Consider the following 23,163-nt stretch of genomic DNA (forward strand, 5'->3'; position numbering starts at 1 on the left):
ACGAGACGACGCGTTTCGTCTCGCTGCGCTCGCTCAACGACCGGGCAGCGGCGGATTCGTCAGCGACCGGGCGGGGGCACCAGGTAGCCGCGCACGAACTCGGCGAACAGCGCGTTCATGTCGACGCTGTCGTCGAGCAGCCACTGCTGCTGGATGCCGTCCATGACGGCGCTGATCAGGCGTGCCGCGAGGGCGGGATCGATGTCTGAGCGCACCTCCCCGTCGGCCTGCGCGGCGATGAGGATCGGGGTGGCGTTCTCGGCACTCTCGCGGTAGCGGCGCGCGAAGTGCTCGTGCGCGGGATGCTCGGAGTCGGTCGCCTCGGCCGAGACCGTGGCGTACAGCGAGGTGAGACCGCGCGACTCCTGGTTGTACGCGACCACTTTCGTCGCCTGCTGGATGAGCGTGTGCTCCGCCGGGTCTCCGGCGGCCTCGCGGATGGCCTCGTCGCGCTGCCGGAGAACCTCGGTGAAGAGCTCCTCCTTGTTGGCGAAGTGGTGCATGAGCCCGGTCGGGGTGAGCCCGACGCGCTTGGCGATCTCCCGCAGGGACCCCGCATGGAACCCGCCTCGCGCGAACACGACGAGCGCTTCGTCGACGATCTGCTGGCGCCGGGCCTGCCCCTTGGCATAGCTGCCGCGCGGGGCGCGCGCACGGCGGACCGGGGCATCCGTCTCGGACACCCCGGCCTCGCTGCCGTGCTGCTCTGCCGTCACTCGCGCGCTTTCCACTCCGAGCTGAAGTCCTGCGCGGCCATCGCCGGCCGCAGACGCTTCTCCATCTCCTTGTCGACGAAGTAGCGCTTCAGCGTATCGCCGGTGAGCTCGTTTCCGATTGCGGCCATGATCATCGACTGGTCGAGCGACAGGTAGCGCTCGGCGACCGTGCCGCTGCCGACGGCGACGGAGTCGTAGAACCCGCCGGGACCGTAGGCGCCGAGGTCCCGCTCGAGGTGGGCGAGATTCTCGAGCACGCCCTCACGGTCGTAGGGCAGCGCGAGGAACGCGGCATGCGGGGTGACGACGCCGTCACCGAACTCAGGATCGGGGTTGGTTCCCTCCGTGCAGCCCGGGCGGTCGATGTCGACGTCGGTCTTCTCCGCGTCCGACATGTAGCCGTCGGAGCGCATCCCCGCCAGGTCGACACCGTACTCGGCGTACCCGCCGAACGGGTTGCTCGCCGGCGAGAAGCCCCACGCGCCGTACTCGGCGTCCTCCAGACCGTGGTGCTTCTGCACCGCAACCGTGATCGGGTGGTTCAGCTTCCACGAGCGCGGACCCCACTTGGTCTCCGGCACCAGCAGATCGGGCATCAGCGCCTCGAACATGCTGCCGCCCCAGCTGGGAACGAACGACATGCCCGCGTAGGTGTAGACGCCCTCCCAGACCTCGAAGCCGTCGTAGGTCCGGTACTCGCCGGTCGGGAGCTGCTCCTGCCAGGCCCAGTCGCAGCCGGGGGGCATCGTGCGATGCGTGCCGTAGAGGGCCGTCGCAGGGATGTCGCCGTTCGCGATGCCCAGGTAGGTCGCGATGCGGCTCTCGCTCACCGTCGTGTCGTAGTGGTGGCACGTGTAGTAGGCCGTCTCGCTTGAGCCGTTGTACATCGGCGCGGCCACGCTGCAGCCGGGAGGCGCGACCTCCCAGAAGCCGCCGCGGTTCGTTCCGGCGGGCAGTCCGGGCGCGCCCTCGGGGTTGAAGTACGCCGCGAAGTCCATCGAGTCGTAGAGCGCGTCCGCCTGCGCGGCCAGCGCCGGGTCCGCTTCGCGGACGATGCGGAGGGATGCCGCGAGCCACCCGTTGTCGACCGTGCTGAGGAACGGGTGGACGGGGTCGCCGGAGTCCGGCCACGTGGTGAGCTTCGCGCCGGTCGCGGGGTCGTACCAGTTGTAGTACATGCCGCTGGCCTCGTTGCGCTCGAGCCCTTCGAGCGTCTCGAGCGTGGTGGCCATGCGGTCGTGAGCCTCGGCTGCGTCGATGATGCCGAGGTCGCGCGCCGTGACGGTCGACCAGAGGTATCCGCCGATGTTCGTCGGCGACGTGTAGGCGCCCACCGTGGTGAGGTCTCCGGTGACGTTGTCAGACGGAAGGCCCGTCGACTCGTCGGTCATGGCGTCCAGAGACGCCCAGGTGTCTTCGGCCCACCGCAGGAGATCGTCGTCGCCGGGTCTGCCGCCGGCTGCGGCGGGACCGCCGAGGGCCAGACCGCTCGCCACGAGACCGGCCACGGCTGCGGTCGTCAGGAACTGCTTCATCGCGCTCTCCTCATCGAAAGCGGCTCCGTCGGGCGGAACCGTCGGTCCGGAAAACCTAACACTTGCCAGGTATTAGCGGAACCGAGGCATCCGCTCTCTCACGGATCTCTCAGACGGCGCGACGGCGGTTCGGGGTCAGCGGGGGGCGTGCGCCTCGAGGAACTCGTAGACGTCGGTCGAGTCGACGCCCGGGAAGGCGCCTGTGGGCAAGGTGGCGAGCAGGGTGCGCGGCGTGCGCACGTTGGGCCACGAGTGATCGCGCCAGGATGCCTCGAGCTCGGCGGGCGCACGCCGGCAGCACGCCTCGACCGAGTGCTTCGACACGCCCCGGTTGGGGGTGTCGCGCCCGAGGAACCACCGGGTGTCGTCGAAGCGGACTCCCACGCTGACCGAATGCGCGCCCTCGCTGGACTGCTCCACCCGCGCCGTGCACCAGTAGGTGCCGTTGCCGGTGTCGGTGTACTGGTAGTACGGGTTGAACTGGTCGTCGACGTCGAAGACGACGCGGGACGTCCATCGGCGACAGCACATCTGCCCCTCGATCGAGCCGAGCCGATCGGTCGGGAAGTTGACGTCGTCGTTCTCATAGGCCTTCGTGATGGTGCCCGACTCGTGCACTTTCAGGAAGTGGACCGGGATGCCGAGGTGCACCGTCGCGAGGTTCGTGAAGCGGTGCGCCGCCGTCTCGTACGAGACCGAGTACGCGTCGCGCAGGTCCTCGATCGAGATCGCGCGGTCCTTCTTGGCCTCCTGCAGGAACGGCACGGCGTGGGCCTCGGGGATCAGCAGAGCCCCGGTCAGGTAGTTCGTCTCGACGCGCTGGCGAAGGAACTCCGCGTACGACGTGGGCTCGCGGTGACCGAGGATGCGGCTCGACAGCGCCTGCAGCACCGCCGTCCTCGGGTCGCCCTTCGCCGCCAGCCGGCTGGACAGATACAGCCGGCCGTTCTTGATGTCGGCCACGCTCCGCGTCGTCTGCGGCAGGTCGGGGACGTAGTGGAGCGTGAACCCGAGGTGCGCCGCGATGTCCGAGGCGGTCCGCTGCGTGAGCGGTCCGCCCGGGTGGTCGACGGCGTCGAGGATCGCGCGTGCGTGATCCTCGAGCTCGGCGAAGTAGTTGTTCTGCGTGCGCATGAGCCGCCGCAGCGCGACATTCGCCCGGCGCGCCTCCTCCGGGGTCGCGGCCCGCTCGTCGCGGAGCCGTTCGATCTCCCCCTGCAAGGCGAGCATCGCCCGGAGCGCATCGTCGGGAACCGTCTTCGCGATCCGGAACGGCGGGATGCCGAGCGCCTGGAATGTCTGCCCCCGCATCGCACGCTCGAGCTGGATCTCGAGGGTCGCGCGCTCGTCGAGCGGCTCGGACTCGAGCAGCGCGTCCAGCGATGTGCCGAGGGCGCGAGCGATCGCCTGGAGGAGCGTCAGTTTGGGCTCTCGGCGCCCATTCTCGATCATCGACAGCTGGCTCGGCGCGCGATCCACCGCGGTCGCGAGCTCCTCGAGCCTCATGCCGCGCTCGGTTCGCAGTTGCCGGATGCGGCGGCCGATCGTCAGGGAGTCCACCTCCTCATCGTCGGCGAGTTCTGCGAGCGGATCTCGGTCGAACGTCGAGGTCATACGTCGATTCTGTCACGAAAGCAGAAATTTCTAAGAAGTTCTCTCCCGGATTGGTCAGTTGGTGCACTGATCTTCACTCGATAGTGGACTCACACGGCCCCCATCGACCCGGAACGCGGATCGCGGGGCTCCTCCTCCGGCCGACACCGCCGGACGCGGGGAGTCCTCACCCACTCGAGACACAGGAAGACAGGGACATGACACCTGCAACCGCCACTCCGATGCGCACGCGCACCGGCCCCATCCCCACCCAGACCCACGAGCCCGCCATCGAGATCGCGGGGCGGCTGGGCCCGCGCTACGACGAGATCCTCACGCCCGAGGCCCTCGCATTCCTCACCGAGCTGCACCACCGCTTCGGAGCGCGCCGTCACGACCGCCTCGCCGACCGCATGCGCCGCCGGTTCGAGATCGGCAACGGCCACGATCCCCAGTTCCGCGACGACACGGCGCACATCCGCAACGACCCCGACTGGCGGGTCGCCGGCGCAGGCCCCGGACTCGAAGACCGCCGCGTCGAGATCACCGGGCCGACCGACCCGAAGATGACGATCAACGCTCTGAACTCGGGGGCGAAGGTGTGGCTGGCCGATCAGGAGGACGCCACCAGCCCGACGTGGAAGAACGTGATCGAGGGGCAGCTGTCGCTGCGCGACGCCATCCGCGGCGAGCTGAGGTACACGAGCCCCGACGGCAAGCGATACGAGGTCACCGCGACCGAGACCCCCACGATCGTGATGCGCCCGCGCGGGTGGCACCTGCCGGAGGAGCACATCCGCTTCACCGACCGGACCGGCCGCACGATGGCCGCCTCAGGCTCGCTCGTGGACTTCGGGCTCTACTTCTTCCACAACGCCGAGGCACTGATCGCGAACGGCCGCGGACCGTACTTCTACATCGCCAAGCTCGAGTCGAGCGAGGAGGCGAAGCTGTGGGACGACGTCTTCAGCTTCAGCGAGCAGTATCTCGGCATCCCGCACGGCACTGTTCGCGCCACCGTGCTGATCGAGACCCTGCCTGCCGCGTTCGAGATGGAGGAGATCCTCTTCGAGCTGCGCGACCACTGCGCGGGTCTCAACGCGGGTCGCTGGGACTACATCTTCTCGATCATCAAGAACTACCGCGGCCGCGGAGCGCGGTTCGTCCTGCCCGACCGCAGCGAGGTCACGATGACCGTGCCGTTCATGCGGGCCTACACCGAGCTGCTGGTGCAGACGTGCCACAAGCGCGGCGCCTTCGCGATCGGCGGAATGAGCGCCTTCATCCCCAACCGGCGCGACCCCGAGGTCACCCAGCGCGCGTTCGAGAAGGTGGCCGCCGACAAGAAGCGCGAGGCGGGCGACGGATTCGACGGAACGTGGGTGGCGCACCCCGACCTCATCCCGGTGGCGCGTGCCGAGTTCGACGCGGTGCTCGGCGACCGGCCCAACCAGCTCGATCGCCAGCGCCCCGAGGTCGAGGTCGACGCGGCACAGCTCATCGACGTGCACATCGGGCGCCCGATCACGGCGGCAGGCGTGCACGGGAACGTGTCCGTCGCCATCCGGTACATCGAGGCATGGCTGCGGGGCCTGGGCGCGGTCGCGATCGACAACCTCATGGAGGATGCCGCGACCGCCGAGATCAGCCGCTCCCAGGTGTGGCAGTGGATCCACCAGGACCGCACCACCGACGACGGCATCGCCATCACCCGCGACTACGTCGAGAGCCTCATCGCACAGGTGCTGGGAGAGGTCGACCGTCGCGACGACGACCGCTTCGACGACGCCGCCGAGGTGTTCCGCGAGGTTGCGCTGGGAGCGGGCTTCCCCGCCTTCCTCACGCTCCCCGCATACTCCCGCTTCCTGATCGAAACCCCCTGACGAGGCATCCGTGTCCCGAACTCTGCCTGCTGGCGACCGCCCGAGCGACAGAGTTCGGGACACGAGGGCCAAATTTCGGGACACGACCGCACCGCTACCGCTCAAGGACATGAAATGACTGCGTACCAAGACGACATCCACGCCATCCGGGCGCTCAAGGAGCAGCACGGCTCCACCTGGGACGCCATCGACCCTGAATCCGTGGCCCGCATGCGGGCGCAGAACCGGTTCCGCACCGGACTCGAGATCGCCCAGTACACCGCCGACATCATGCGGCGCGACATGGCCGAGTACGACGCCGACTCGTCGGCATACACCCAGTCGCTCGGCGTCTGGCACGGCTTCATCGGGCAGCAGAAGGTGATCTCGATCAAGAAGCACCTGAAGAGCACGAACAAGCGCTACCTGTACCTGTCGGGGTGGATGGTCGCCGCGCTCCGCTCGGAGTTCGGCCCGCTCCCCGACCAGTCGATGCACGAGAAGACCTCCGTGCCCGCGCTCATCGAGGAGCTCTACACGTTCCTCCGCCAGGCCGATGCCCGCGAGCTGGACCTGCTGTTCACGCAGCTCGACACGGCGCGCGCCGCCGGCGACGAGACGGCGGTGGAGTTCATCCAGTCGCAGATCGACAACCACGAGACCCACGTGGTGCCGATCATCGCCGACATCGACGCCGGCTTCGGCAATCCCGAGGCCACCTACCTGCTCGCCAAGAAGATGATCGAAGCCGGCGCGTGCGCCATCCAGATCGAGAACCAGGTCTCGGACGAGAAGCAGTGCGGACACCAGGACGGCAAGGTCACGGTGCCGCACGCGGACTTCCTGGCCAAGATCAACGCGGTCCGCTACGCCTTCCTCGAACTCGGCATCGACAACGGCGTCATCGTCGCCCGCACCGACTCGCTCGGCGCGGGCCTCACCCAGAAGCTCGCCGTCTCGACCCTGCCCGGCGATCTCGGCGACCAGTACAACGCGTTCCTCGACGTCGACGAGGTCACCGCGTCCTCGCTCGGCGACGGGGATGTGATCATCCGGCGCGACGGCAGGCTGCTCCGCCCGAAGCGCCTGGCGAGCAACCTGTATCAGTTCCGTCCCGGCACGGGCGAGGACCGCGTGGTCCTCGACTGCATCACCTCGCTGCGCAACGGCGCCGACCTGCTGTGGATCGAGACCGAGAAGCCCCACGTCGAGCAGATCGCGGGCATGGTCGACCGCATCCGCGAGGAGGTCCCCGACGCGAAGCTCGTCTACAACAACAGCCCGTCGTTCAACTGGACCCTCAAATTCCGCCAGCAGGCCTACGACCTGCTGCGGGAACAGGGCGAGGACGTCTCGGCCTACGACCGCGACAACCTGATGAGCGTCGAGTACGACGACTCCGCGCTGGCGAGACTGGCCGACGAGAAGATCCGCTCGTTCCAGCGGGACGGCTCGGCCCGCGCCGGCATCTTCCACCACCTCATCACGCTGCCCACGTACCACACGGCCGCACTGTCGACCGATGACCTGGCCAAGGGCTACTTCGGCGACGAGGGGATGCTCGCCTACGTGAAGGGCGTCCAGCGCCGCGAGATCCGCGAGGGCATCGCGACGGTGAAGCACCAGAACATGGCCGGAAGCGACATCGGCGACAACCACAAGGAGTACTTCGCGGGTGAGGCGGCGCTCAAGGCGGGGGGACAGCACAACACGATGAACCAGTTCGGCTGAGATCACGTCGACGGATGCCGCGGACCGCTCGGTTCGCGGCATCCGTCGTCTGCCCGACTTTCTTTCGTCGTTTCGTCCATCCGCTGCCGGGTCGTTCGACGCCCTGCACGTAACGTCATTCGAAGAGAGAGGGACAGACGATGCGATTCCTGATGCTGGTGTTGGCCGATGCGGGGGTGGACGGCACCGAGGAGCCCGTCCTCACGATCGAGGAGTGGGCGACCGAGACGTCGGAGAGCGGGGTGCACCTCGACGGCGACCGGCTGCAGCCGCCGGAGCGCGCCAAGACGGTCCGGCGCCGGGGCGGCAAGGTGTTCGTGACGGACGGTCCGTTCGCGGAGACCCGGGAGGTCATCGCGGGCTTCGACATCCTGGAGTGCCGCGACATGGATCACGCCGTCGAGGTCGCGACGAGGCATCCGATGGCCACCCACGGCACCATCGAGGTGCGCGAGCTCTGGCCGCTCGACCTCTGAGGGCCGCGGCTCTCGCCGGCGTCGGACGCGGATCAGTCCGAGGCGTCGGCCACTGCTTCGGCGCGCAGCAGACGCTGACCGCGGATGCCGCCGGCGAGGGCCCACCCGAGCAGCCATGCCCCCGAGACGATGGTGAGTGCGCCAGCGGTGCGGAGCGAGGCGTCGGTGTCGAGCACGGCAGCCACGGCGACGAGGGACACGACGCCGCCCAGCATCGCCCCCGCGGCGCCGATCCTCGTCAGCCGGCAGCCGCGAGCCAGCCACCACGCGATGGCGCCGGCCGCGACGATCACGAGTGCAAGCACGGCCGCACCCCACACCCAGACACCCACGCGGCAACCGTACTCCTCGGCGAGCCCCGCCGACAGTGCACGGGTCTGCCACGGAGTGTCACGCGGCATCCGCAATCCGGACAGTGCGCCGCCGCGCCGCCGACTACGCTCGAAGCGTGACAGAACGCGCCCCGCTCTCCCGCAAGCTCTCCGCCATCGCCGAGTCCGCGACGCTGAAGGTCGATGCCAAGGCGAAGTCCCTCCAGGCCGCCGGTCGCCCGGTCATCTCGTACGCGGCGGGCGAGCCGGACTTCGCGACGCCGCAGTTCATCGTCGACGCGGCCGCCGCGGCGCTCACCGACCCGGCGAACTTCCGCTACACCCCCGCCGTCGGGCTCCCCGTGCTGCGCGAGGCGATCGCGGCCAAGACGCTGCGCGACTCCGGGCTCGAGGTCGACCCGTCGCAGATCATCGTCACCAACGGCGGCAAGCAGGCGGTGTACCAGGCGTTCCAGGCCGTCGTGAACCCCGGCGACGAGGTCCTGCTCCCGGCTCCGTACTGGACGACCTACCCCGAGGCGATCCGTCTGGCCGACGGCGTGCCGGTGGAGGTGTTCGCGGGCGCCGACCAGGACTACAAGGTCACGGTCGAGCAGCTCGAGGCGGCGCGGACCGAGCGGACCACCGCGCTCGTGTTCGTCTCGCCGTCCAACCCGACGGGCTCGGTCTACACGGCGGAGGAGACGGCGGCCATCGGCCAGTGGGCCGTCGAGCACGGCATCTGGATCGTGTCGGACGAGATCTACCAGAACCTCGTCTACGAAGGCGTGCGGGCGGTCTCGATCGTGGAGGCGGTTCCGGATGCCGCGGCGCAGACGATCCTGGTGAACGGCGTCGCCAAGACCTACGCGATGACCGGATGGCGCCTGGGCTGGATGGTCGGACCGAAGGACGCCATCAAGATCGCCGCGAACCTTCAGTCGCACCTGTGCTCGAACGTCAACAACATCGCGCAGCGTGCCGCTCTGGCAGCGCTGTCGGGTCCGCAGCACGAGGCCGAGGAGATGCGCCTCGCCTTCGACCGGCGCCGGCGCCTCATCGTGTCGGAGCTGTCGAAGATCGACGGCGTCGCAGTGCCGAACCCGCTCGGAGCGTTCTACGCCTATCCGGACGTGCGCGGCCTGCTCGGGCGCGAATGGCGCGGCAAGACTCCCACGACGACGCTGGAGCTCGCCGACCTGATCCTCGAGGAAGCTGAGGTCGCCGTCGTGCCGGGCGAGGCGTTCGGACCGAGCGGATACCTGCGTCTGTCCTACGCGCTCGGCGATGACGCTCTGCTCGAGGGCGTGCAGCGCCTGCAGGAGCTCTTCGCGTCCTGACGCCTCCGCGCACAGTTCCTGCGGTCACGCGCGGATGCACCTGCGCACCATCGCAGCAGGTGCGCCACGCAGCCTCGTCCGGCCGGCCTACAGCTCGACGTTGACGAGCACGGGCTCGGGCTGGAGCACCAGCCCGAACTCGGCCTGGACCCTGCCCTGGATGTAGCGCGCGAGTTCGGCGAGCTCGGCCGCGGTCGCGTTGCCCCGGTTCGTCAGCGCCAGCGCGTGCTTCGTCGACAGCGCGGCGCGGGAGCGCGGCAGCTTGAAGCCCTTGCGCAGACCGGAGTGCTCGATGAGCCACGCGGCGCTCACCTTGACGTCGGACTCGACGGCGGCGGGCGGCGGCACATACCCGTCGTAGGCCGCGAGCGGGATCACCACGACGGGATCGAGGTCGGGCGTGATCGGCCAGCGAGGGCAGGCTGGCGGGAGCGTCCTCGCGAAGGCGGCCGACACGATCGCGTTCTGGAAGAACGAGCCGGCGCTCCACGTGTCGGGGTCGCGATCGTCGAGCACCATTCCCTTGCGCGCGCGGGTGGCCAGCACGTGGTCACGGACCCACGCGAGGCTGACGGTGTCATCCGCGCCGAGACCGAGCGCGGTCCGCAGCTGCTCCCCCGCGATCGGGCGCTGATCGTGACCGACCTCCGCGAGCTCGAGAGTCACCGTCAGGATGACCGCGCGACGCTGCGGTGCCGAACCGTAGTGGTGCTTGAGAGCGGACGTGCGGAATCCGAGCCCGAGCTCGGTCGCGGGGACGGCCGACACCTCGCCGGTGGACTCGTCGATCAGCTCGACCTCGACGAGCGTCTGCACGATCTCCTGGCCGTAGGCGCCGACGTTCTGCACGGGCGCCGCACCGACGGTACCGGGGATGCCCGACATCGCCTCGATGCCGGCCAGTCCCTCGCCGACGGCATAGGACACCAGCGCGTCCCAGTCGTGACCCGCCTGCACACGCAGGCGCGTGAAGCCTTCGCGCGGCGAGGACACCCGCTCGATACCCTGCGTCAGGATTCGCACGACGGTGCCGTCGTAGGGCTCGTCGCCGACGAACAGGTTCGAGCCGCCGCCGAGCACGAACCAGTCGTCGCCGTCGGACCACACCTCGCGGAGCGTGGCCACGAGCTCGTCGGCCGTGGTCGCCTCGTACATGCGAGCGGGGGTTCCGCCGACTCGCAGCGTCGTCAGACGCGACAGCGGGATGGGGGTGACCGGGGTCATGCGAGACGGACGCGCACCTGCGCCTTGCCGAGCACGGTGGTGTCGGCGTGCGAGACCGTGAGGTCGACGCGCGCGACCCCGTCCTCCACCGCGCCGATCTTCGCGACCACCGACACTTCGGCCCCGGCCTGGGGGTCGACCACGACCGGTCGGGTGAACCGGACGCCGTACTCGACGATGCGGCCGGAATCGCCGAGCCACGGCACGATCGTCTCGACGGCGAGGCCCATCGTCAGCATGCCGTGCGCCAGCACGCCGGGAAGGCCGACCGACGCGGCGACATCGTCGCGATAGTGGATGGGATTGAAGTCTCCGGATGCCCCGGCATACCGCACGAGGGATTCCCGGGTGAGATGCACGGTGCGCTCGGCGACGACATCACCGACCGAGAGGATCTGGGGCGCGCTCACTTGTCGCCCTCCCCCACGAGGAGGACCGACGTGGCCGTGACGACGTGCGAGCCCGCGGCATCCGTGATCTCAGCGTCGCTCGTGACCATCGCGTTGCCGCCCAGCGTGCGGATGCCCGTGACGGACAGCCGCGCGGTCAGCTCGTCGCCGGCGACGATGGGGCGCGTGTAGCGGAAGCGCTGCTCGGCGTGGAGCACGTTCTGCAGGACGATGCCGGAGTCGGGCTCGGACAGCAGCTGCTGCAGTGTCAGGTCCTGCACGACCATCGCGAACGTCGGGGGCGCGACGACATCGGCGTAGCCGAGCGCTTGCGCGGCCGCCGGATCGGTGTGCTGGGGGTCGGTCGCGAAGACGGCACGCGCGAACTCGCGCACCTTCTCGCGACCCACGAGGTAGGGGGCCGTCGGGGCGAATTCGCGGCCGACGAGCTCGGGGTTCACTGGCACCGTGCCATCCTACCGACCGGGCCTGGCGGGCCGACGGCTCAGCGACGACGTCCGCGCGCGGCGCGCACGGCCATCTGCATCGCGATGAACACGAGGAAGATCGCGAAAAGGACATTCCCGACGAGCGGGTCGACGAGCGTGGCGATCCACGCACCGAGGGCGGTCGTCGTGCAGGCCGCGACTCCGATCGTGGCCGCCGCGACCAGGTCGACGTTCCCGCGCCGCAGATTGCCGATCGTGCCCGACACCGCCGTGGGGATCATCATGAGCAGGGACGTCCCCTTGGCCACGAGGTCGCTGGTGCCGAAGAGCAGCATGAGTGCCGGCACCACGATGATCCCGCCGCCGACCCCGATGAGTCCCGCGACGATCCCCGTGATCACGCCGAGCACGATGAGTCCCGTACCGATCAGCCACGTGAGCTCCAGCTCGGCGTCGCGGGAAGGGATGATGAGGAAGAGGCTCACGATGACCGCCACGAGGAAGCCGACGAACGCCCACCGCAGGAACGTGATGGGCAGCCGAGGCAGCAGCCACGTGCCGACCTGGGCGCCGACGACGGCGCCCGCCGCGAGCAGGAGCGCGGGGATCCAGGCGACCGCGTCGTGGAGCGCGTACGACACGACGCCGACCGTCGCAGTGGGAACGATCGCCGCCAACGATGTGCCCGCCGCCAGCCGCTGATCGAAGGCGAGCAGAAGCACGAGGAGCGGAACGATCACCGTGCCGCCGCCCACCCCGAAGAGCCCGGACAGCAGCCCGGCGAGCAGCCCGGTGCCGATGCACGTGAGGAAGAAGCGCGCATCGCGTTCGCGCGCTGTGGTATCAGTCACGATCAGTCGTAGAACCAGTCGTCGACGCGCCACTCGCCGTCGACATCGACGACCAGGTACTCGTAGCGGTCGGTGTACGGGTGAAGGTCCTCGGTGGGCTCACCGTCCTGATCCCAGTACGCCTCGTAGTCTTCCGTCGTCTTCACCGACACGGCGGCACCGATGGCCTCGACATCGCCGATCGTCGTCGTGTAATCGGCGACGGACGACATGAAGCCCCGCGACTGGGAGTAGAACTCCTCGCACGTCTCGGTCTCGGTGAACACGCGGTAGTTCTCCGTGGTCGCGGCGAAGTACTCCTCGCAGTCCGATGACCGCCACGCGTGGTCGAGCAGCTCGACCGCCGCGACGGCGCCCTTCTCGTCCTCGGGGCTGAGTTCGCCGACCCCCTCGGACTGTCCAGGAGGACGGGGCTCGGACCCGCCTCCGCCCGCCGAAGAGCTGACCGAGTCGACCAGGATCGGGATGAGCAGCGCGGCGCCGACGACGATGGCGACGAGCACCGCCGCGAGCCCGGTCCACACCATCCACATGCGTGACGGCGGCGGCGTCGCCCCGCTCGGGTCAGCGGCGATTCCCGGCGCGGCGGGGCCGGAGACATGCTCGGTCCACTGACCGCCGTCCCACCATCTCACCGCACCGTGGCCGTCGTCATACCAGCCCGGAGGCGTCGTCGTCATGCGCCGATCCTACGCCGGAGACGGGGCCCCGCCGGGAAGGCGTGGACAGCGCTCTCACGAGCGCGTCGCTCCGGCGCGGCACAGCGTCACTGCAGGATGTCGATCACCCATTCGCCGCTCTCGCGCACGATCGTGTACTCGTAGTCGATCTCTTCCGCGGACGGCGGGTCTGCCGGCTCGCCGCTCTCGTCGAAGAGGGCGTTGTAGGTCTCCGTTGTCGTGATCACGATCGTGTCGTCCACGGTTTCGATGGCGGTCACGATGACGTTGTAATCGGTGACGCTCGCCGAGAACTCGGCCGCCCGCTCGTTGAACGCCTCGCACTCCGAAAGCTGGGACTCCTGGCGGAACTCTTCGGTCGTCGACGCGACGAACGCGTCGCAGTCGGCGTTCTGCCATGCGTCGTCGTAGAGCTCGACTGCCGCGACCGCAGCCTCCTCGTCTGCGCCCGACGGCTGGGCGGCGCCGGGACCGCCCATGCCCCCGCCCGCGAGGTTGAGGAAGATGAGGGGGATGACGATGGCAGCGGCCACCACGATGCCGAGCATGAGCACGCCGAGGACCACCCACAGGATCCACAGCTTGGAGGTGCGGCGCTCCGTGGCCGCCGTGAACGCGCCGGCCGGGGCATCCCCACCCGGATAACCCCCGGGGTACGCGCCCTGCGGATGATCGCTCGCGTACTGCTCGTACGCGGGCGTCCCGGCTGTCGGGGGGATGCCGAGTCCGAGCGACGCAGCCGCATCGACCTCGCCGGAGGGAGCCGCGGCCGCAGCCGGCGCGGGTGCGGGCGCCGCGGTGTCGTTCTCATTGGCGGCGACGATCTCGGCCTCCGTCGGAGCGGTCTCCCCCTCGGACTCGGGATCGGGAGCTGCGACGTGCTCCGTCCACTGCGCGCCGTCCCACCAGCGCAGCGCGCCGTGTCCGTCGTCGTACCAGCCGGGAGGTGTCGTCGCCATGCTTGAACACTATCCCCCGTGCCGAGGTCGCGCCCGGACGACGGAGACGGGATGCCCCGGCCGAGGCATCCCGTCTCCCGATCTGTTCTCAGCGGCTGCTGAAGGCGGCGTCGAAGGCGGCGCCGGGCGGGGTGATGTCGTTGAGCGTGCGGACGAAGGCGAGAGCTTCCGGGGCGCCGGCCAGGCGGTCCATGCCGGCGTCCTCCCACTCCACCGACGTGGGGCCGTCGTAGCCGATCGCGTTGAGCGCACGGAACAGCGGCTCCCACGGCACCTGACCGTGCCCGGTGGACACGAACGTCCACCCCCGCCGCGGGTTGGCCCACGGCAGGTGCGAGCCGAGCACGCCGTTGCGGCCGTCCAGGTTCGTCACCGACTCCTTCACATGCACGTGGAAGATGCGGTCGGAAAAGTCCAGCACGAACGCCACCGGGTCCAGCTGCTGCCACATGAAATGCGACGGGTCGAAGTTCAACCCGAACGACTCCCGGTGCCCGATGGCCTCCAGCGTCCGCTTGGCGGTCCAGTAGTCGTACGCGATCTCACTGGGATGCACCTCCAGCCCGAACCGCACCCCGACCTCCTCGAACACGTCCAGAATCGGATGCCACCGGTCGGCGAAGTCCCGGTACCCGGCGTCGATCCACTCGTCCGACGCCGGCGGGAACATCGCCACCGCCTTCCAGATCGACGACCCGGTGAACCCGTTCACCTGGGACACCCCCAGCTTCGCGGCGAACCGGGCGGTGTCCTTCATGTCCTGCGCCGCCCGCTGCCGCACCCCCTCCGGATCCCCATCGCCCCACACCCGGTCCGACAGGATGTCCCGGTGACGCGCATCGATCGGGTCGTCGCACACCGCCTGCCCGGTCAGGTGATTCGAGATCGCCCACACCCTCAGACCGTTGGCCTCCAGGATGTCTATCCGGGACTGCACATACGCCTCGTCATCCCACCGCGACACATCCAGATGATCGCCCCAGCAGGCGATCTCCAAGCCGTCATACCCCCACTCGCCCGCCAGCCGCGCCACCTCCTCGAACGGCAGATCGGCCCACTGGCCGGTGAACAGAGTGATCGGTCGCGCCATCGCGTCGTCCTTCCGATTGATGAGGATGTCAGTCGGCGGTCGAGACCCACGAGCCGCCGCTCGCAGAGCTGCGTTCGACCGCCTCGAGAACGCGCTGCACATGCAGGCCGTCCTCGAACGAAGGCAGCGGCTGCGTGCCCTCGTCGATCGCCGTGACCAGGTCGTAGACCTGGTGGGAGAACCCGTGCTCGTAGCCGAGCATATGACCGGTCGGCCACCACGGGGCGAGGTACGGGTGGTCGCTCTCGGTGACGAGGATCCGCTGGAAGCCCAGCTGCGTCGCGGGGAGCGTCGCGTCATAGAACTCGAGCTCGTTGAGGCGCTCCAGGTCGAAGGCGATCGATCCCTTCGAGCCCGAGACCTCGATGCGCAGCGCGTTCTTGCGGCCCGTGCGGAAGCGCGTCGCCTCGAACGACGCGAGCGCACCCGACTCCAGGCGCCCGGTGAAGAGCGCGATGTCGTCCACCGTCACCGGGCCGCGCTCGCTCGTGGCCGTGCCCGACAGTCCGGAGCCCTCGCCCAGCAGGGGACGTTCGGCGACGATCGTCTCGATGATGCCGGAGACGCCCGTGACCCGCTGGCCGGTGATGTACTCGGTGAGATCGACCGCGTGCGCGCCGATGTCGCCGAGCGCTCCCGAGCCCGCGCGCTCCTTCTGCATGCGCCAGGTCAGCGGCGCCTCGGCGTCCATGAGCCAGTCCTGCAGATACTCGGCGCGCACCTGACGGATCTCGCCGATACGGCCGGCGGCGACGAGGTCGCGCGCGAACGTCGTCGCAGGCACGCGACGGTACGTGAAGCCCACCATGGAACGGATGCCGCGCTCCGCCGCGCGCGCGGCGGCGGCCGCCATCTGTTCGGCCTCGGCGACGGTGTTGGCGAGAGGCTTCTCGCACAGCACGTGCTTACCGGCGTCGAGCGCGGCGATCGCGATCTCGGCGTGGGTGTCGCCCGGGGTGACGATGTCGACGAGGTCGATGTCGTCGCGCGCGATGACCTCGCGCCAGTCGGTCGCCACCTCGGCCCAGCCCCACTTGCGGGCGGATGCCTCGGCGGTCGTCCGGTTGCGTCCGACGAGCACCGACATCTCGGGCTCGAGGGGAAGGTCGAAGAAGCGCGGCGCGACGCGCCAGCCCTGCGAGTGTGCGGCGCCCATGAAGCCGTGGCCGATCATGGCGACGCGAAGCGTCTCGGTCAACGCGGTGTCCTCTCTCTCGGGAGGTTGGCGCGGGGCGCCCGCCATCAGGCGGACGCCCCGCGAAGTGTGTCGTCTGGCTTACTCGAAGGAGAGGTCGATGAACTCTTCGACGTTGTCCTTCGTGACGACGGGCGCGTCGAGCACGATGCGGTTCGGAACGCTAGGCGTCACGATATCGCCGAGCGTCTTCTGCTGAGCGATGAGACGTGCGAGCGCGACGCCGTCGGCGGCCTGCGTCGACGGGTAGATGACCGTCGCCTTGAGCACGGTGTCGTCGGCCTGGATCGCCTCCATGGCCGAGCGGCTTCCCGCGCCGCCCATCATGAAGAACTCGTCGCGACCGGCGGCGTCGATCGCCGCGAGCACGCCGATGCCCTGGTCGTCATCGTGGTTCCAGATGGCGTCGATCTGCGGGTTGGCCGCGAGGAGCTGGGACGCAGCCGCCTCACCGCCGGCGACCGTGAAGTCCGCCGCCACGCGGGCGTTGACCTCCAGGCCGCAGTCCTCGAGCGCGTCGGCGAAGCCCTCCGAGCGGTCCTGCGTGAGCGGCAGGGAGTCGATGCCCGCGATCTCGGCGACGAAGCCCTCACCGCCGAGCTGCTCGCAGATGTAGGTGCCGGCGGAGACGCCCATGCCGTAGTTGTCGCCGAGGATCGTCGTGCGCGCCGCAAAGGGGCTCGAGAACTCGCGGTCGACGTTGATCACCGGGATGCCCGCCTCCATGGCGGCGATGGCGGCCTCGGTGAGCGCTGCGCCGTCGGTGGGGAGAAGCACGATGGCGTCGACCCCGTCGTTGACGAACGTCTCGACGGCGGCGATCTGGGCGATCGGGTCGTTCGTACCCTCGGCGACGCGCAGTTCGACGTCGTCGAAGCTGTCTGCTGCTGCCTGGGCGCCGGAGTTGATCGCACCCAGCCAACCGTGGTCGGCGGCGGGGCCGGAGAAGCCGATGACGACCGTGTCGCCGGACTCGGCGTTCTCCTCGGTCGACGTGCCCTGGTCGACGACGTTGTCCTCGTCGGCGCCGGAGCCGGTGCATCCGGCGAGAAGACCGATTGCCGCGACGACCGCGGTGCCCGTGAGCACGAGCCGTGTGCGCGCCTTCAGGTGTGAGCGCATTGTTTTCCTCCTTGAATGTGATGCAGCCTCGACAGCGCGTCTCCGAGAGGGAAGCTGCCCGCACTCGAGGGGTCCACGCTGACGGAACTCACCGTAGCAGAAGTGTGCGCACGTTTGACATCTTTTGTTTTTCATCCGTCAGAAGTCTCGAATTCCTCCCTGACGTGCGAAAGATCCGCGACTGGCAGCGCGCGACCCTCCACTCGGCAGAGGGAGCGACGTCGGGATTGGGTCTCGGCAAGGGGCCGCTTCCCGTGTTATGTTCACCGAGTGATCAAAGTTGACCATGAATCGGCATTACTCGACGTCCGAGGGGTGACGAAGTCCTTCGCAGGCGTGAGAGCGCTCCGCGGTGTGGACCTTCAGGTCCTCCCCGGCGAGGTGCATTGCGTGCTCGGCCAGAACGGTGCCGGCAAGTCCACGCTCATCAAGACGCTGGCCGGGGTCCACCGCCCCGACGACGGCGAGATCTCCTGGCTCGGCGAGACGGTCGAGATCCCGACGCCTCAGGCCGCGATCGAACTCGGCATCGCGACCATGTACCAGGAGCTCGACGTCGTCGACGGCCTCACGATCGCCGAGAACATCTTCCTCGGCCACGAGCTGGCCAGGGGCGGCTTCACCAAGCGGTCGGAAGCGGCCAAGCAGACGCGCGAGCTGCTGCGACGCCTCGGCCACCCCGGGCTGTCACCCCACACCGAAGTCGGCAGCCTGAGCGCCGCCAACAAGCAGATCGTGAGCATGGCACGCGCCCTCTCGCACGACATCAAGCTCATCATCATGGACGAGCCCTCCGCGGTCCTCGACACAGAGGAGGTCAAGAACCTCTTCCACGTCGTCAAGGAGCTCACCTCCGAAGGCATCGCGGTCGTCTACATCACCCATCGCCTCGAGGAGATCCGGCAGATCGGCGATCGCATCACCGTGCTCAAGGACGGCCGCACCACCGCGGTCGGCCTGCCGGTGGCCGACACACCGACAGCCGAGCTCATCCGCCTGATGACGGGCCGCGATGTCGCGAACGTCTTCCCGCCGGCGGTGCCGATCCCCGCAGACGCCCCCACCGTGCTCGAAGTGAAGGGGCTCGGTCTGGCCGGGCTCTTCCAGGACGTCTCGTTCACCGTTCGCGCCGGCGAGATCGTCGGTCTCGCCGGCCTCGTCGGGTCCGGGCGTTCCGAGATCCTCGAGACGGTCTACGGCGCACGCCGAGCCACCGCGGGAACGGTCAGCGTGTCCGGCAAGCCGCTTCGGCGAGGGTCCGTCGTGCACGCGGTGCGGGCGGGTGTCGGCCTCTCGCCAGAGGAGCGCAAGAGCCAGGGTCTCGTGCTCGACGAGCCGATCTACGTGAACGTCACAATGTCGTCCATGTCGCGGTTCGCCAAGGCGGGCTTCCTCGACGAGCGGGCGGAACGCAAGATCACCGGCGAGCAGATCGAGGCTCTCGAGCTGCGGCCCGCCGACCCGGACCGTCCCGCCATGACGCTCTCGGGCGGCAATCAGCAGAAGATCCTGCTCGCCCGCTGGCTCGTGCACGGCACGCGCGTACTGCTGCTCGACGAGCCCACCCGCGGCGTCGATGTCGGCGCCCGCGCCGAGATCTACGCCCTCATCCGCCGGCTCGCCGCGGCCGGCAACGCGGTCGTGATCGTCTCCAGCGAGATCGAAGAGGTGCTCGGCCTCGCCGACACCGTGCTCGTCGTCGCCGACGGGCGTGTCCTCGAAACCCTTCCCGCCTCCCAGATCGACGAGCACGGAGTGCTCGATCTCGTCATGAAAGGAACCGCCGCGTGAGCGAGTCCAACACCCTCGGCACCGACGCCGTCCCCACCTCCAGCGAGGCGCCGCCGCCCGCCGGGACTCCCGACGGGCCCGAGCGCAAGACGGCGTTCCAGCGCATCATGTCGGGTTCGGTCGGTCGCAATCTCGGCCTCGTCGCCGCGCTGCTCGTGCTGATCATCGTGGGCGCGGTCACCGCCCCCGACACCTTCCTGACCGTGAGCAACACCCTGACCATCCTGCGGGCGGCGTCGATCATCGGCGTCGTCAGCATCGGAATGACGCTCGTCATCATCTCGGGCGGCATCGACCTGTCGGTCGGATCGGTGATCGGCCTCGCCTCGGTCGTCGCGACGCTCGCCGCCGTGCAGGACCTGGCCGATCAGATCCACTGGGTCTTCATGGTCCTGCTCGCGCTCCTCGTGGGCCTGGGAGCGGGCCTCATCAACGGCATCATCATCGCCTACGGCAAAGTCGTCGCCTTCATGGCGACCCTCGCGATGCTCGTCGCCGCGCGAGGCCTCGCCGAGATCCTCGCCGAACGCCGCACGCTGCAGGTCGGCGACCGCGACCTCATCAACTTCCTCAACGCCGATCTCGTCGGCGTCGACGTGCTGATCTGGATCTTCGTGCTCGTGGCCGCGGTCGGCTGGGTGATCCTCAACCGCACCACGTTCGGTCGTCGCACGGTCGCCATCGGCGGCAACCGCGAGGCCGCCCGCCTCGCCGGTATCAACGTCAAGCGTCACACCATGTGGCTGTACGCGATCACCGGCCTGTGCGCCGGCATCGCCGCCGTCATGTATCTCGGGCGCACGACCGCGGGAACCTCCACGCACGGCACGCTCCTCGAGCTCGACGCGATCGCGGCCGTCGTCGTGGGCGGCACGCTGCTCGCCGGCGGACGCGGCACGATCACCGGCACCGTGTTCGGCGTGCTGATCTTCGCGACGCTCACGAACGTGTTCGTGCAGAACAACCTCAACTCCTCGGCGCAGGCCGTCGTGAAGGGCGTCATCATCGTGGTCGCCGTGCTGCTGCAGCAGCGTTTCGCGAAGCCCACCGGCCGAGCGACGTGACCGGACGGCCCGGCGCGCGACTAATGCACGGTGTTGCGCGCCGGGCCGAGGCATCCCGTCCGAAGTCGTCGACCTTCGGCGCTCCCGCTGCGCCGATAAACTGAAATGTGGCGAGAATGACGAGCGATACGCAGACCAATGTGTCGGGAGTGAGCCAGCTCTTCCAGCTTCTGCGCGACGGTGTGCCGCGCACCCGCGCCGAGCTGGCGAAATCGACGGGCCTGGCTCGATCGACGATCGCCGCGCGGGTCGACGAGCTCATGCGCATGGGTCTCATCACTCCTATCGCCGAGATGGTGTCGACCGGCGGGCGCCCGCCGTCGCAGTTCGCCCTCAACCCGAGCGCGCGACTGGTGCTGGGGGCAGACATCGGTGCGTCGCACGCCACTCTGGCCGTCACCGATCTCGCCGGCGGCATCGTGGCCCAGCACAGCGAGCCTCTGGACGTGACGCTCGGACCGGAGCCCGTGCTGACGTGGCTCGTCGAGCACGCGCACTCGCTCCTCGATCAGATCGGCCGGTCCACGAGCGACCTCGCGGCGATCGGCATGGGCATCCCCGGACCCGTCGAGCACTCCACGGGGCAGCCGGTCAACCCGCCGATCATGCCGGGATGGGACCGCTTCGACGTGCCCGGGTGGGTGCAGCAGCACCTCGACGTGCCCGTCCTGGTCGACAACGACGTGAACATCATGGCTCTGGGCGAGCGCGCCGTCGCCTATCCGGGTGTGGACCACCTGATGTTCGTGAAGGTCGCCACCGGCATCGGCGCCGGCGTCATCTCCGGCGGCGCGCTGCAGCGCGGCGCCCAGGGCATCGCCGGCGACATCGGACATGTCCGGGTGGCGCGAGGCGCCGGCGTGCCCTGTCACTGCGGCAACCAGGGATGCCTCGAAGCGCTCGCCTCCGGTCCCGCCATCGCGCGTGCGCTGCGAACCCAGGGGGTCCCCGCCGAGAACGGCAACGACGTGGTCGACCTCGTCAAGCGCGGCAACATCGACGCCATCCAGGCCGTACGGCAGGCGGGCCGCGACATCGGCGAGGTGCTCACGACCTGCGTGAGCCTCATCAACCCGTCGGTCATCGCGATCGGCGGCTCGATGGCGCGCGTCGGCGAGCACCTCATCGCGGGCGTGCGCGAGGTGGTCTACACCCGCTCCATCCCGCTGGCGACCGAGCACCTGTCGATCGCGCAGTCCGCCGCTGCCTCGAACGCCGCTGTGCTCGGGGCCAGCATGCTCGCGATCGAGCACGCGCTCTCACCCGAGACGCTCACGTCGCTCGTTTCGGCGTAGTCCCGGCAGCCGTCTTCGCGTTCGCCTCACCGGCATCGCCGCGCGAGGCTGCGTCGGGCAGATCCGCGACGCGGCGTGCGGGTCCCGGGGCACGGACGCAGATCACAGAGGCTTGCCCCCCGTGACCGGCAGCACGGCGCCGGAAACGTACGAGGCGGCTTCGGACGCGAGATAGACGTAGGCGCCCGCGAGCTCGGCCGGCTGCCCGGGACGCCCCAGGGGCGTATCCGTGCCGAACTGCGCGATGCGCTCGGCATCCCATCCCGTCGCCGGGATGAGCGGCGTCCAGATCGGCCCGGGCGCGACGGCGTTCACCCGGATGCCCTTCTCTCCGAGCTGTTCGGCCAGCGCCTTCACGAACGCGACCTGCGCCGCCTTGGTCATCGCGTAGTCGATGAGGCCGGGCGAGGGGTTGAAGGCCTGCACGGATGAGGTGACGATGATCGAGCTGCCGGGAGCGAGCTCGGCGACCGCGCGGCGGGCCGTCCAGATCATGCCGTACAGGTTGGTGCGGAACACGCGGTCGAACTCTTCGGTCTCGAGCGACTCCAGCGACTCCCGGTCCTTCTGGTAAGCGGCGTTGAGCACGACGATGTCGAGTCCTCCGAGCGCGTCGACCGCACTCTCCACGACCGAGGTGGCGAACTCCTCGTCGCGCACGTCCCCGGCGAAGGAGATGCCGGTGCGTCCCGCGTCCGCCACGAGGGCCACCGTGTCATCGGCATCCTTCTGCTCCTCCGGGAGATGCACGATCGCCACATCCGCGCCTTCCCGGGCGAACGCGATCGCGACCGCCCGCCCGATGCCCGAGTCGCCGCCGGTGATCAGGGCGCGACGCCCGGTGAGACGGCCGGCCCCGACGTAGGAGTCCTCCCCGTGGTCGGGCGCGGGGCGGGTCTTGCCGGTGAGCCCGGGCTGCTCCTGTTCCTGCGGCGGGAAGCCGCCTTCGGGGTATTTGTCGCGCGGGTCGGTCTGGGTATCGGTCATGCGGCTCTCCTTCTCGATCTGCTCCGACGGTAGAAAAGCGGACGCGGTGCTCCTAGGGGGTTGACGTGCGTGGGAATCGCGTCGACGCAACGGCCTAAGCCGAGCGGGAGCGGATGTCAAGGGCCTCGGTCGCACGCTCGCCGGGACGCATGCTGAGTCTGTCGCCGAGGAGGAGTGGATGGAACACAGTGATTCGACGGCGCTGGAACTGCGCCGCGTGGCCGCCCACGAATGGATCGTGTACGACACGTCCTACCCGCTGGACGACTCCCGGAGCATCGTCGCCTGCGTGACCGAGACGGAGGATGACGTCGTCGAGGTCGTCTGGCTCCAGCGGACCCCCCTTCCCACGCTGTACCTGTGCGCGACCGACGTCCTCGAGGACGTCATGCGCCACCGTGCGGTGGGACGGCGACCGACGCGTCCCGAGGAGATCCCCCACCTGCCGCCGCTGACGCAGCGCGCGCATCGCCGGCAGGCCGTGTGACCGGGTCGCGATCGGC

22 protein-coding genes are annotated in these 23,163 nt (G+C 69.3%); 8 read left to right on the plus strand and 14 right to left on the minus strand.

Going from position 1 to position 23,163, the window contains the following annotated elements; all coding sequences use genetic code 11:
• Window positions 1-59: 59 nt before the first annotated feature.
• The 3 genes from HF323_RS06635 to HF323_RS06645 all read right to left on the minus strand — a co-directional run bounded on the left by HF323_RS06635 (window position 60) and on the right by HF323_RS06645 (window position 3,865).
• Window positions 60-716 (minus strand): TetR/AcrR family transcriptional regulator, encoded by a 657-nt coding sequence (locus HF323_RS06635; protein ID WP_317451016.1) that lies wholly within the window; start codon window positions 714-716, stop codon window positions 60-62.
• Window positions 713-2,251: a glucoamylase family protein gene (locus tag HF323_RS06640; RefSeq protein ID WP_169581782.1), complete on the minus strand. Its 1,539-nt coding sequence runs from the start codon at window positions 2,249-2,251 to the stop codon at window positions 713-715. The genes HF323_RS06635 and HF323_RS06640 overlap by 4 nt, the downstream gene beginning before the upstream one ends.
• Before the next feature lie 135 nt (window positions 2,252-2,386).
• Window positions 2,387-3,865, minus strand: coding sequence for a helix-turn-helix transcriptional regulator (locus HF323_RS06645; RefSeq protein ID WP_169581783.1), 1,479 nt, complete (start codon window positions 3,863-3,865; stop codon window positions 2,387-2,389).
• Between the two features lie 221 nt (window positions 3,866-4,086).
• Between HF323_RS06645 and aceB the strand changes: the two genes are divergently transcribed.
• From aceB to HF323_RS06660, 3 genes are all read left to right on the plus strand, one after another.
• A complete protein-coding gene (aceB, locus tag HF323_RS06650; protein WP_169582141.1) occupies window positions 4,087-5,727 on the plus strand; it encodes a malate synthase A in 1,641 nt (546 codons plus the stop codon).
• A 114-nt stretch (window positions 5,728-5,841) separates the two neighbouring features.
• Window positions 5,842-7,437 (plus strand): isocitrate lyase, encoded by a 1,596-nt coding sequence (locus HF323_RS06655; protein ID WP_169581784.1) that lies wholly within the window; start codon window positions 5,842-5,844, stop codon window positions 7,435-7,437.
• A gap of 140 nt (window positions 7,438-7,577) precedes the next feature.
• Window positions 7,578-7,913: a YciI family protein gene (locus HF323_RS06660; RefSeq protein ID WP_169581785.1), complete on the plus strand. Its 336-nt coding sequence runs from the start codon at window positions 7,578-7,580 to the stop codon at window positions 7,911-7,913.
• Window positions 7,914-7,945: 32 nt separating this feature from the next.
• On the opposite strand, the gene HF323_RS06665 is transcribed toward HF323_RS06660, so the two are convergent.
• Window positions 7,946-8,314: a hypothetical protein gene (locus tag HF323_RS06665; protein WP_169581378.1), complete on the minus strand. Its 369-nt coding sequence runs from the start codon at window positions 8,312-8,314 to the stop codon at window positions 7,946-7,948.
• Between the two features lie 47 nt (window positions 8,315-8,361).
• Between HF323_RS06665 and HF323_RS06670 the strand changes: the two genes are divergently transcribed.
• Window positions 8,362-9,564 (plus strand): pyridoxal phosphate-dependent aminotransferase, encoded by a 1,203-nt coding sequence (locus HF323_RS06670; RefSeq protein ID WP_169581786.1) that lies wholly within the window; start codon window positions 8,362-8,364, stop codon window positions 9,562-9,564.
• An 87-nt stretch (window positions 9,565-9,651) separates the two neighbouring features.
• On the opposite strand, the gene HF323_RS06675 is transcribed toward HF323_RS06670, so the two are convergent.
• The 9 genes from HF323_RS06675 to HF323_RS06715 all read right to left on the minus strand — a co-directional run bounded on the left by HF323_RS06675 (window position 9,652) and on the right by HF323_RS06715 (window position 17,523).
• A complete protein-coding gene (locus HF323_RS06675) occupies window positions 9,652-10,788 on the minus strand; it encodes a UDP-N-acetylmuramate dehydrogenase (protein WP_169581787.1) in 1,137 nt (378 codons plus the stop codon).
• Window positions 10,785-11,198, minus strand: a complete 414-nt coding sequence (locus tag HF323_RS06680; RefSeq protein WP_317451017.1) for a MaoC/PaaZ C-terminal domain-containing protein — start codon at window positions 11,196-11,198, stop codon at window positions 10,785-10,787. Before HF323_RS06680 ends, HF323_RS06675 begins: the two co-directional genes overlap by 4 nt.
• Entirely contained in the window at window positions 11,195-11,644 is a 450-nt protein-coding gene (locus tag HF323_RS06685) for a MaoC family dehydratase N-terminal domain-containing protein (protein ID WP_169581788.1), read from the minus strand. The genes HF323_RS06680 and HF323_RS06685 overlap by 4 nt, the downstream gene beginning before the upstream one ends.
• A gap of 38 nt (window positions 11,645-11,682) precedes the next feature.
• Window positions 11,683-12,477, minus strand: a complete 795-nt coding sequence (locus HF323_RS06690; RefSeq protein ID WP_169581789.1) for a sulfite exporter TauE/SafE family protein — start codon at window positions 12,475-12,477, stop codon at window positions 11,683-11,685.
• A 2-nt stretch (window positions 12,478-12,479) separates the two neighbouring features.
• A complete protein-coding gene (locus HF323_RS06695; protein ID WP_169581790.1) occupies window positions 12,480-13,157 on the minus strand; it encodes a DUF2510 domain-containing protein in 678 nt (225 codons plus the stop codon).
• An 86-nt stretch (window positions 13,158-13,243) separates the two neighbouring features.
• Window positions 13,244-14,116, minus strand: a complete 873-nt coding sequence (locus HF323_RS06700) for a DUF2510 domain-containing protein (protein WP_169581791.1) — start codon at window positions 14,114-14,116, stop codon at window positions 13,244-13,246.
• Window positions 14,117-14,204: 88 nt separating this feature from the next.
• Window positions 14,205-15,206: a sugar phosphate isomerase/epimerase family protein gene (locus HF323_RS06705; RefSeq protein WP_169581792.1), complete on the minus strand. Its 1,002-nt coding sequence runs from the start codon at window positions 15,204-15,206 to the stop codon at window positions 14,205-14,207.
• 28 nt (window positions 15,207-15,234) lie between these two features.
• Entirely contained in the window at window positions 15,235-16,380 is a 1,146-nt protein-coding gene (locus HF323_RS06710) for a Gfo/Idh/MocA family oxidoreductase (RefSeq protein WP_169582143.1), read from the minus strand.
• Between the two features lie 102 nt (window positions 16,381-16,482).
• The gene (locus tag HF323_RS06715) at window positions 16,483-17,523 is read right to left on the minus strand and encodes a substrate-binding domain-containing protein (RefSeq protein ID WP_169581793.1); all 1,041 of its coding nucleotides are present in this window, start codon (window positions 17,521-17,523) and stop codon (window positions 16,483-16,485) included.
• A 315-nt stretch (window positions 17,524-17,838) separates the two neighbouring features.
• Between HF323_RS06715 and HF323_RS06720 the strand changes: the two genes are divergently transcribed.
• The 3 genes from HF323_RS06720 (at window position 17,839) to HF323_RS06730 (ending at window position 21,673) form a co-directional block, all read left to right on the plus strand.
• Window positions 17,839-19,314: a sugar ABC transporter ATP-binding protein gene (locus HF323_RS06720; RefSeq protein ID WP_169581794.1), complete on the plus strand. Its 1,476-nt coding sequence runs from the start codon at window positions 17,839-17,841 to the stop codon at window positions 19,312-19,314.
• A 107-nt stretch (window positions 19,315-19,421) separates the two neighbouring features.
• The gene (locus tag HF323_RS06725) at window positions 19,422-20,378 is read left to right on the plus strand and encodes an ABC transporter permease (protein WP_169582144.1); all 957 of its coding nucleotides are present in this window, start codon (window positions 19,422-19,424) and stop codon (window positions 20,376-20,378) included.
• A gap of 116 nt (window positions 20,379-20,494) precedes the next feature.
• The gene (locus tag HF323_RS06730; protein ID WP_169581795.1) at window positions 20,495-21,673 is read left to right on the plus strand and encodes an ROK family transcriptional regulator; all 1,179 of its coding nucleotides are present in this window, start codon (window positions 20,495-20,497) and stop codon (window positions 21,671-21,673) included.
• A gap of 102 nt (window positions 21,674-21,775) precedes the next feature.
• On the opposite strand, the gene HF323_RS06735 is transcribed toward HF323_RS06730, so the two are convergent.
• Entirely contained in the window at window positions 21,776-22,660 is an 885-nt protein-coding gene (locus HF323_RS06735; protein WP_169581796.1) for an SDR family oxidoreductase, read from the minus strand.
• A gap of 178 nt (window positions 22,661-22,838) precedes the next feature.
• On the opposite strand from HF323_RS06735, the gene HF323_RS06740 reads away from it, so the two are divergent.
• Window positions 22,839-23,147, plus strand: coding sequence for a hypothetical protein (locus HF323_RS06740; protein WP_169581797.1), 309 nt, complete (start codon window positions 22,839-22,841; stop codon window positions 23,145-23,147).
• The last annotated feature ends 16 nt before the right edge of the window (window positions 23,148-23,163 follow it).

The sequence above is a fragment of the Microbacterium sp. MF43 genome (genome assembly GCF_012847295.1).
Classification (GTDB): domain Bacteria; phylum Actinomycetota; class Actinomycetes; order Actinomycetales; family Microbacteriaceae; genus Microbacterium.

Coding starts and splice junctions, on each gene's coding strand:
- HF323_RS06640 (WP_169581782.1), bottom strand. CDS start 2,251: ATGAAGCAGTTCCTGACGACCGCAGCCGTGGCCGGTCTCGTGGCGAGC.
- HF323_RS06645 (WP_169581783.1), bottom strand. CDS start 3,865: ATGACCTCGACGTTCGACCGAGATCCGCTCGCAGAACTCGCCGACGAT.
- aceB (WP_169582141.1), top strand. CDS start 4,087: ATGCGCACGCGCACCGGCCCCATCCCCACCCAGACCCACGAGCCCGCC.
- HF323_RS06655 (WP_169581784.1), top strand. CDS start 5,842: ATGACTGCGTACCAAGACGACATCCACGCCATCCGGGCGCTCAAGGAG.
- HF323_RS06660 (WP_169581785.1), top strand. CDS start 7,578: ATGCGATTCCTGATGCTGGTGTTGGCCGATGCGGGGGTGGACGGCACC.
- HF323_RS06665 (WP_169581378.1), bottom strand. CDS start 8,314: ATGCCGCGTGACACTCCGTGGCAGACCCGTGCACTGTCGGCGGGGCTC.
- HF323_RS06675 (WP_169581787.1), bottom strand. CDS start 10,788: ATGACCCCGGTCACCCCCATCCCGCTGTCGCGTCTGACGACGCTGCGA.
- HF323_RS06695 (WP_169581790.1), bottom strand. CDS start 13,157: ATGACGACGACGCCTCCGGGCTGGTATGACGACGGCCACGGTGCGGTG.
- HF323_RS06700 (WP_169581791.1), bottom strand. CDS start 14,116: ATGGCGACGACACCTCCCGGCTGGTACGACGACGGACACGGCGCGCTG.
- HF323_RS06705 (WP_169581792.1), bottom strand. CDS start 15,206: ATGGCGCGACCGATCACTCTGTTCACCGGCCAGTGGGCCGATCTGCCG.
- HF323_RS06710 (WP_169582143.1), bottom strand. CDS start 16,380: ATGATCGGCCACGGCTTCATGGGCGCCGCACACTCGCAGGGCTGGCGC.
- HF323_RS06715 (WP_169581793.1), bottom strand. CDS start 17,523: ATGCGCTCACACCTGAAGGCGCGCACACGGCTCGTGCTCACGGGCACC.
- HF323_RS06725 (WP_169582144.1), top strand. CDS start 19,422: ATGTCGGGTTCGGTCGGTCGCAATCTCGGCCTCGTCGCCGCGCTGCTC.
- HF323_RS06730 (WP_169581795.1), top strand. CDS start 20,495: ATGACGAGCGATACGCAGACCAATGTGTCGGGAGTGAGCCAGCTCTTC.
- HF323_RS06735 (WP_169581796.1), bottom strand. CDS start 22,660: ATGACCGATACCCAGACCGACCCGCGCGACAAATACCCCGAAGGCGGC.
- HF323_RS06740 (WP_169581797.1), top strand. CDS start 22,839: ATGGAACACAGTGATTCGACGGCGCTGGAACTGCGCCGCGTGGCCGCC.